8 protein-coding genes are annotated in these 8,272 nt (G+C 49.8%); 1 reads left to right on the top strand and 7 read right to left on the bottom strand.

All coding sequences use genetic code 11. The features are described 5' to 3' along the window. A partial coding sequence (locus F8N00_RS14140) for a CDP-glycerol glycerophosphotransferase family protein (RefSeq protein WP_421018420.1) occupies nucleotides 1–361 on the top strand: 361 nt, incomplete at its 5' end. Nucleotides 362–410: 49 nt separating this feature from the next. Here F8N00_RS14140 and rlmD read toward each other — a convergent pair. The 7 genes from rlmD to F8N00_RS14105 all read right to left on the bottom strand — a co-directional run. Then, nucleotides 411–1,769, bottom strand: a complete 1,359-nt coding sequence (gene rlmD, locus F8N00_RS14135) for a 23S rRNA (uracil(1939)-C(5))-methyltransferase RlmD (protein ID WP_035396153.1) — start codon at nucleotides 1,767–1,769, stop codon at nucleotides 411–413. Nucleotides 1,770–1,794: 25 nt separating this feature from the next. Continuing rightward, nucleotides 1,795–2,757 carry a diacylglycerol kinase gene (locus tag F8N00_RS14130; protein ID WP_023469333.1) on the bottom strand — a complete coding sequence of 321 codons (963 nt, stop codon included), beginning with the start codon at nucleotides 2,755–2,757 and terminating at the stop codon, nucleotides 1,795–1,797. 147 nt (nucleotides 2,758–2,904) lie between these two features. Next, nucleotides 2,905–4,338 (bottom strand): Asp-tRNA(Asn)/Glu-tRNA(Gln) amidotransferase subunit GatB, encoded by a 1,434-nt coding sequence (gene gatB, locus F8N00_RS14125; protein ID WP_035396151.1) that lies wholly within the window; start codon nucleotides 4,336–4,338, stop codon nucleotides 2,905–2,907. Between the two features lie 14 nt (nucleotides 4,339–4,352). Then, nucleotides 4,353–5,795 (bottom strand): Asp-tRNA(Asn)/Glu-tRNA(Gln) amidotransferase subunit GatA, encoded by a 1,443-nt coding sequence (gene gatA / locus F8N00_RS14120; RefSeq protein ID WP_023469335.1) that lies wholly within the window; start codon nucleotides 5,793–5,795, stop codon nucleotides 4,353–4,355. A gap of 15 nt (nucleotides 5,796–5,810) precedes the next feature. Beyond that, nucleotides 5,811–6,101, bottom strand: coding sequence for an Asp-tRNA(Asn)/Glu-tRNA(Gln) amidotransferase subunit GatC (gene gatC, locus F8N00_RS14115; protein WP_023469336.1), 291 nt, complete (start codon nucleotides 6,099–6,101; stop codon nucleotides 5,811–5,813). A 199-nt stretch (nucleotides 6,102–6,300) separates the two neighbouring features. Then, a complete protein-coding gene (locus tag F8N00_RS14110) occupies nucleotides 6,301–7,545 on the bottom strand; it encodes an Nramp family divalent metal transporter (RefSeq protein WP_410756205.1) in 1,245 nt (414 codons plus the stop codon). Nucleotides 7,546–7,656: 111 nt separating this feature from the next. Continuing rightward, the coding region (locus F8N00_RS14105) for a sodium:solute symporter family transporter (protein ID WP_421018419.1) at nucleotides 7,657–8,272 on the bottom strand (616 nt) is incomplete at its 5' end.

Below are 8,272 nucleotides of genomic sequence, written 5' to 3'. Positions count from 1 at the left end.
CTACCTGATTAGTGATATCCTGATCACGGACTACTCATCTGTGTTCTTCGACTATGCACACTTACAACGTCCAATGATCTTCTTTACGTACGATCTAGAGAAGTATGCTTCAACGTTACGCGGATTCTACTTCGATTTCGAAGAAGTCGTCCCTGGACCACTTCTGAAGGAAACAGATCAAGTCATCGATTATATCGAACAAATCGATACGAAGTCTGTCGCTTACCAAGAAAAATACGACCGCTTCCTCGAACGCTTCTGCAGCTTAGATGATGGTACGGCGAGTGAACGCGTTCTTGCTGAATTGTTCCCAAGTACAGCACAATCGACGGTTGAGGACGAATCAACAGAAACGGAATGATAAATCAAAAGTGCCTCCTTCCTTAACTGGAAAGAGGCACTTTTTTGATTTAGTTACGGACGAACAAGGCAACGCTCTCGACGTGTGTCGTATGTGGGAACATATCGACCGGTGTCACTTCGACGAGTGTATACCCGAGTTCTGTCAACAACTTCGCGTCACGCGCTTGTGTCGACGCGTTACAAGAGACGTAGACGATTCGCTTTGGTGCAACATCCGCAGCAGCACGTAAGAACTCTTCGTCACAGCCTTTACGGGGTGGGTCGACGACGATGACGTCCGGTTGGATACCGGCTTTAACGAGATCCGGCATGACCTTCTCGGCCGCACCGTACTCGAACGTCACGTTCTCGATGCCGTTCGCTTGTGCGTTCCGGCGTGCATCATCGATTGCTTGCGGTACGATTTCGATACCGTAGACGTGCTTCGCTTGTTTAGCGAGTGACAAGGAAATCGAACCGATACCACAGTAAGCATCGACGACAGTCTCATCGCCTGTCAACTGAGCGTACTCGAGCGCTTTCGCGTAGAGTTTCTCTGTTTGCAGCGGATTGACTTGGAAGAACGAATGCGGTGAGATCTCATACGTCAATCCAGCGATTTGATCGCGGATGACGGACGGTCCATATAAGACGACGTTCTTTTTCCCGAGAATGACGTTCGTATCATCCGGGTTGATGTTGTGCTGGATCGACGTGACGTTTGGTAACGCCTTTAAGATCCCTTCGACGATCTTATCGATCCCACGCAATTGTTTGACCTTCGTGACGAGCACGACCATCAACTCGTTCGTGTGGTACCCATGACGTGCCATGATATGACGAATGACACCTGCTTTTTTCTTCTCGTCGTACGCTGGTACTTTTAAATCAGCGAGGACTTTACGAACCGCTTGGACGGCTTCGTCGTTTTCTTTGTTTTGGATTAAGCAGTAGTCCATATCGATGATTCGGTGACTCCGTTTTTGATAGAAGCCAGCCATCAATTTGTTCGATTGGAAGGCGACCGGTACTTGTGCTTTGTTGCGGTAACCCCAAGGATCTTCCATCCCGATCGTCTCGTGGACGGGAATTTCAAGACCTGCTAGGCGCGCGAAAGCGTCACGGACACGGTTGTGCTTGAACTTGAGTTCTGCATCGTATGATAAGTGTTGCAATTGGCAACCACCACACTGGTTGTAAACTGGACAAGGCGGCTCGACACGATCGACACTCTTCGTCTTTTGACGGATGATGCGACCGAATCCGTAAGACTTCGTCGTTTTCGTGATCTTGATCTTGACCTGTTCCGTCGGCAATGCGCCCGGGATGAAGACCGTATATCCATCGATGCGCGCGACCCCTGACCCTTCATGTGTCAGGTCGACGATCTCGACGACGTGTTCATCGTTCTTTTGTACTGGAATCATGAATATCCTCCTTAAAAACCTCGCTTCACGCGAGGTTCGTTTCTGCTTCTTGTAGTTGTGTATTGATTTGTTCCATCTCTTCGATCCGGAACTTTGGTGTCATGACTTCGAAATGAGAGCGAAGATTCGTCATCTCGCCTTCGCAAATGCCGCCAAACTCACCATCGATGTTCAAACTCATCTCTGATGTATTCTTCATGCGGACGAATGAGGTCGTGACATGCTCGATGCAAGGGTCCGAGAAATGATCCCCTTTTAAGGCAAGACGCATGACACGAATCAGTTCGACGAGGTTACATTTCTTGAGAATGAAGAGATCGAACCGACCGTCATTGAGTGACGCGTTCGGTGACAGCTTCTCGAATCCACCGACGGAGTTCGTGTTCGATGTCAAGAACAGCATGACTTCTCCTTTGAATATACCCTTTTCATGCTCCAGTTCGACATATGTCGGTCGGATTTGCGGAAGTTTCTCCATCCCTTTGACGTAGTACGCGAGCTGTCCGAGTGCCGTCTTCAGCTTCGAAGGCACTTCGTACGACAGTTCTGTCATGATGCCACCACCAGCGATGTTGATGAAGTAATGGACGCCTGCCGATCCTTCGATCTTACCGATATCGACCGGCATCGTATGTCCTGTGCAAATGACATCCATCGCTCCTTCGATCGTCAATGGAATACGCATCGCCCGACCAAAGTCATTCGTCGTTCCAACAGGTAGTACACCAAGCTTCGGACGTTTGTTGTAGGCAGCCATTCCGCTGATCACTTCGTTCAACGTACCATCGCCGCCTGCTGCGACGACGAGATCAAAGTCTGCTTCGCATGCTCGTGCTGCTTCATACGTCGCATCGCCGACCGCTTTCGTCGAGTAGACAGATGTCTCATAACCCGCTGCTTCGAGTCGGTCGAGGATATACGGTAAATTTCGTTTAACCATCTCTTTCCCGGAAGTCGGGTTATAAATCACGCGCGCTCTAGGTCTCATAAGATTTTCTCCTTTTTGACTCAACCGTTCATTTGATACATAACTGTTTTATTTTACATGAACTCTCGAGACATTACAAAGCCAAAAAAGACAGCGTCCGTTTCCTCGCAGAAGTAAAGGAGGAACGAACGCTGTTTGATCAGGTACTTATTTTAATTTTTCAAGCTCTTCATAGAAGAGTTGATCAAGGAGGGCAGGGTTCGCCATTCCTTTTGTTTTCTTCATGATTTGACCGATGACGAAGCCTTTCTTCCGGTCACGTCCACCGAGTAATTCCTCGACGACGGCTGGATTCGCTTCGAACATCTCGACGATGAGACCACGTAGCAATCCTTCGTCTGAAATTTGTGCAAGACCGTTTGCTTCGACGTATGCACGTGGCTCGACACCTTCTTCGATGACGGCTGTGAAGACTTGTTTGGCGATTTTCGAAGAAATCGTACCGCTTGCGATCAAGTCGATCATCTCTGCCAGACGAGCTGGTGTCATCTTGACTGTTTCGAACGTTTCCGTCGATTTATTCAAGTGACCTTGGATCTCACCAATCGTCCAGTTGGCTGCTGCTTTCGGCTCTGCACCTGCTGCAAGTGTCGCTTCGAAGTACTCTGCCATCTCACGTGTAACTGTCAATTGTTTCGCATCATACGCCGAAAGACCGAGTTCTTCTTGGTAACGAACGCGACGTGCATCTGGAAGTTCCGGAATACCGGCACGGATCGCTTCTTTCCAATCGTGATCCAGCACGAGCTTGACGAGGTCAGGCTCTGGGAAGTAACGGTAATCCGACGCCCCTTCTTTGACACGCATGAGGACGGTTTGTTTTTTCGTCTCATCGAAGCGAAGTGTTTCTTGACGCATCACACCACCTGCAAGCAACAACTTACGGTGACGATCTTCTTCGAACTCAAGACCTTTTAAGACGTTTCCGAATGAGTTCAAGTTTTTAAGTTCTGTTTTTGTACCGAACTTCTCTTGTCCGTATGGGCGAACGGAGATGTTACAGTCACAACGAAGTGATCCTTCTTCCATCTTGACGTCCGAGACGCCTGCATATTGCAAGACTTCCTTGAGACGTTCGAGGTAGGCGACTGCATCTTTCGGTGAACGCATGTCCGCTTCACTGACGATCTCGATGAGCGGCGCACCTGTCCGGTTGAAGTCGACGACTGAGTGATTCGCACCCGTGTGGTTCATCTTACCAGCATCTTCTTCCAGATGGACACGTTCGATCCGGAAGCGTTTTGTTTCGCCATCGACTTCCGCATCAATGTAGCCATCGAAGCCGATCGGTTGATCGAACTGTGAGATTTGATACGCTTTTGGCGTATCTGGATAGAAATAGTTCTTCCGGTCGAATTTCGTTTGATCGGCCACTTGGCAGTTGAGTGCCATAGCTGCACGCACAGCGAGCTCAACTGCTTTTTCGTTGATTTTCGGCAAGACGCCCGGATGTCCAAGACAAATCGGACACGTTTTCGTGTTCGTCTCCGCGCCGTATTCCCGCGCACAACCACAGAACATCTTCGTGTTCGTGCTCAGCTCGGCGTGGACTTCGATCCCGATGATCGTTTCAAAGTTCATGATACATTCGCTCCTTATAACTTCGGAAGCGCGAATCCACCTGTCGCAAGCTCAAACGCATGCGCAGCGCGGTAGATCGTCGCCTCATCGAAATGTTTTCCAATGATTTGTAAGCCGACCGGAAGACCGTCGACGAATCCAGCTGGAACCGAGATGGCTGGAACACCTGCTAAGTTGATTGGAATCGTCAAAATGTCATTCGCATACATCGTGACGGGATCATCGAGTTGTGCACCGAGTTCGAATGCTGGTGTCGGCGCTGTTGGTCCGATGATGACGTCATAGTTCGCGAGGACATCGTCGAAGTCCTTTTTGATCAACGTTCGAGCTTGTTGTGCTTTTTTATAGTACGCATCGTAATAACCTGAGCTGAGCGCGTACGTTCCGAGCATGATCCGGCGTTTGACTTCGTCTCCGAATCCTTGTGAGCGGGAATACTTGAAGACATCTTCAAGTGCGTCCGCTTCCGCACGAACTCCGTAACGAATACCGTCAAAGCGCGCGAGGTTCGATGATGCTTCTGATGAAGCGAGTAAGTAGTACGTCGCAAGTGCATATTTCGAGTTCGGGAGTGACACTTCATCAACCGTCGCACCGAGTGCTTCGAGTTTTTGGATCGCTTCACGGATGTTGGCTTTGACACCTTCACTGACACCTTCACCGAAGTATTCTTTCGGAACAGCGATCTTCAACCCTTTGATATCACCTGTCAACGCTTGTGTGTAATCCGTTGCGGCGACATTCGCAGACGTCGAATCCATCTCACAGTGTCCTGCGATCGCGCTCAAGAGATACGCGTTGTCTTCGACTGTTCGTGTCAACGGACCGATTTGGTCAAGCGACGACGCGAACGCCACAAGACCGAAGCGTGAGACGAGACCGTATGTCGGTTTCAACCCGACGACACCACAATAGGCAGCCGGTTGACGAATCGAACCACCTGTATCCGAACCAAGGCTGAACAAGACTTCGCCTGCTGCGACAGCTGCTGCTGAACCACCTGAAGAACCACCTGGAACGTGTTTCGTATTCCATGGATTGCGAACCGGTTTGTACGCTGAGTTCTCGTTTGAAGAACCCATCGCGAACTCATCCATGTTCAATTTCCCGATCGTGACCGCCCCTGCTTCATGCAGACGCTCGACGACCGTCGCGTCATGCGCTGGTACGAAGTTCTCGAGGAATTTCGAACCACATGTCGTCGTCATCCCTTTTGTGACGATGTTATCCTTGACACCGATTGGAAGACCAAACAATGGATTCGCTTCGTGTTTCGCGACATCATCCATTCGTTTTGCTTGCTCGAATGCTTCTTCGTTCAATGAAAGAAACGCACCGATTTTTCCATCGACGCGGTCGATTTGATCAAAGGATTCTTGGACGAGTTCAGAAACTTTGACTTCGCCATCCTGAATGAGTGTGTGTAGTGTTTTGACACCATGTTCAAAAAGTGACATCGGGTCATTTCCTCCTTATTCGAACACCGCTGGGACGCGGACTTGTCCGTCTTCCCAATCGGGTGCGAGTCGTTCTACTTCCGTACGAGGAAGTGATGGACGTACTTCGTCCTTACGTAGGACGTTCTTTAAATCGAGGACATGAGTCGTCGGTTCGACGCCTGTCGTATCGAGTTCATTTAATTGTTCAGCGAACCCAAGAATCTTCTCGAGTTGTCCTGTGAATTGTGCTACTTCTTCATCTGTCACGGCAAGGCGTGCCAAATGCGCCACGTGGCGGACTTGCTCCTCATTAATCTTTGCCATGTCATTCCACCTCCGGAACTTTTGCGATATATTTTACACTATTTCTAATCATAGCACTTTTCGTCCAGACAAAAAAGACGATGGTGCATCGGGGGGAGGTCCGCACCATCGTCCTATAGGGGTAGCAAAGCTTCCGGGCGGAAAGCTTCTAGTTATGAAATACCCGCTTTAAATCAGACGAAACAAAAATACTGAATATTCATACTAATACATCGAAGAGCAGATAGACATTGAAGACGATGACGATCGAGACGATGATCCAGGCCAACGTGTTCATGAACCGACTGTTCCGATGTTCCCCCATGTACTGTTCACTCGCTGTCGCCCGAATCAAGGGAATCAAGGCGAACGGAATCCCGAACGATAAGGCGACCTGACTAAGGACAAGTGCTCGTGTCGGATCAAAACCGGAGAACAGCAACAAAATTGCCGGCAACATCGTCACGATCCGGCGAACGAACAGTGGCAGTTGAAGATGAAGAAAGCCGCGCATGATCGCGTCCCCTGACATCGTCCCGACGCTTGAAGAAGCGAGACCCGAGACAAGTAAAGCAATCGCAAACAGATACGGTGCGCTACCACCGAGCGTGACATGAAGTCCCTCGTAGATCGCTTCAAGCGAACCCGCTTGATACGTCGTGCCGTAAAACACACTGGCGGCGATGACGAGCATCGCTCCGTTGACCGCTCCAGCAATCAACATCGCTCCCCAAATGTCGAAACGCTGAATCCGTAACATCGACAATTTATTCGCAACGTGTCCCATCCGGCGTTTCGTTAAATCGGAATGGAGATAGATCGCATGCGGCATGACGGTCGCTCCGAGCATCCCGGCAGCGAGGACGATGCTCGACGTACCTTCAAATCTCGGTAACAATCCTGCCGATAGATCACGAAAGACCGGATGAACTTCAAATACTTCAATCGCAAAAGCAGCGGCGATGATTAAGACGAGTACGGCGATGACAGCTTCGAAATGCCGGAGTCCCTTCTGCTCGAAGCCAAGGATGACGAACGACAAGACTGCCGTCAATAATGCTGCCATCCGTAAATCGATTGCGAACAGTAAATGAAATCCGAGTGCGGCCCCGACGAACTCGGCGAGATCGGTCGCCATCGCGACGAGCTCCGCTTGTACCCAGTAGAAGAAGCGATAGACCGGCGATAACTCCTCCCGGATCACCTCCGCTAAACTGAGATTGCTGACGATTCCAAGCTTGGCTGACAGGAACTGAATGACGACTGCCATCAAGTTCGAGGCAACGATGACCCAGAGCAGCAAATAGCCATACTGGGCGCCTGCCGTCATGTTCGTCGCGAAGTTTCCCGGATCGAGATACGCGACGGCAGCAACGAACGCCGGTCCGAGATATGTCCGTTTTCTTGGTAAATCTTGTGTAAGTGGCTGTGTCGCCATCTCGTTCACCTCACTTTTTGTTTTCATTATACGCTCATTTTGCACAAGAGCAACAAATATGTTTATGGTAAATAACAACGTATGAAGTGAATTAAAAAGGGATGTCTCCTGTAATCAGGAAACATCCCTTTTTGTTAATTAGACGATCTTCCGCTCAGGCTCCGCACCTTTTAGCTGCGCTTGCACTTGATCGAATTCATCATAGATCGCTTGACTCGGTTCCTTCGTCACGAGACTACCGACGACGAGCGCAACAGTCGAAGCGAAGAAGGCTGGAATCATCTCGTACATCTCAGAAATGTAGAATGGCAACCCTTCGACATTTTGTTTGATGAGAATCCAGGCGATGACGACGACGGATCCCGTAATCATCGAAGCAAGTGCTCCTGTCTTGTTCATCCGGCGCCAAAGCAAGCTGAACAGAACGACTGGTCCGAACGCGGCACCGAAACCAGCCCACGCATAACCAACGAGAGTCAAGATCGACTTCTGTGCACCGAACGATAAGAGAATCGCTAGAGCAGCGACGACAAGGACCATCACGCGCCCCATGACCATCAATTCACGATCCGAAGCATCACGCTTGAAGAAACGTTGATAGAAATCATTCGTTGCCGCACTCGAAGAGACGAGTAGCTGTGTCGAGATCGTCGACATGATGGCAGCAAGTAAGGCTGCCAGCAACAGTCCCGTAATGAAACCAGGGAAGAGATCGCGTGATAATTGAATGAAGACATTCTCTGGTTCTCCTAAA

The organism is Exiguobacterium sp. A1_3_1 (genome assembly GCF_048985645.1).
In the GTDB taxonomy this organism is placed as follows: domain Bacteria; phylum Bacillota; class Bacilli; order Exiguobacteriales; family Exiguobacteriaceae; genus Exiguobacterium_A; species Exiguobacterium_A indicum.
The sequence above is the reverse complement of the archived record's forward strand: the minus strand, read 5'-3'. Positions and strand labels throughout refer to the sequence as shown.

What these genes read in the sequence shown, in the direction of transcription:
- gatA (WP_023469335.1), bottom strand. Translation starts at nt 5,795, where the DNA reads ATGTCACTTTTTGAACATGGTGTCAAAACACTACACACACTCATTCAG.
- F8N00_RS14130 (WP_023469333.1), bottom strand. Translation starts at nt 2,757, where the DNA reads ATGAGACCTAGAGCGCGCGTGATTTATAACCCGACTTCCGGGAAAGAG.
- gatC (WP_023469336.1), bottom strand. Translation starts at nt 6,101, where the DNA reads ATGGCAAAGATTAATGAGGAGCAAGTCCGCCACGTGGCGCATTTGGCA.
- F8N00_RS14110 (WP_410756205.1), bottom strand. Translation starts at nt 7,545, where the DNA reads ATGAAAACAAAAAGTGAGGTGAACGAGATGGCGACACAGCCACTTACA.
- rlmD (WP_035396153.1), bottom strand. Translation starts at nt 1,769, where the DNA reads ATGATTCCAGTACAAAAGAACGATGAACACGTCGTCGAGATCGTCGAC.
- gatB (WP_035396151.1), bottom strand. Translation starts at nt 4,338, where the DNA reads ATGAACTTTGAAACGATCATCGGGATCGAAGTCCACGCCGAGCTGAGC.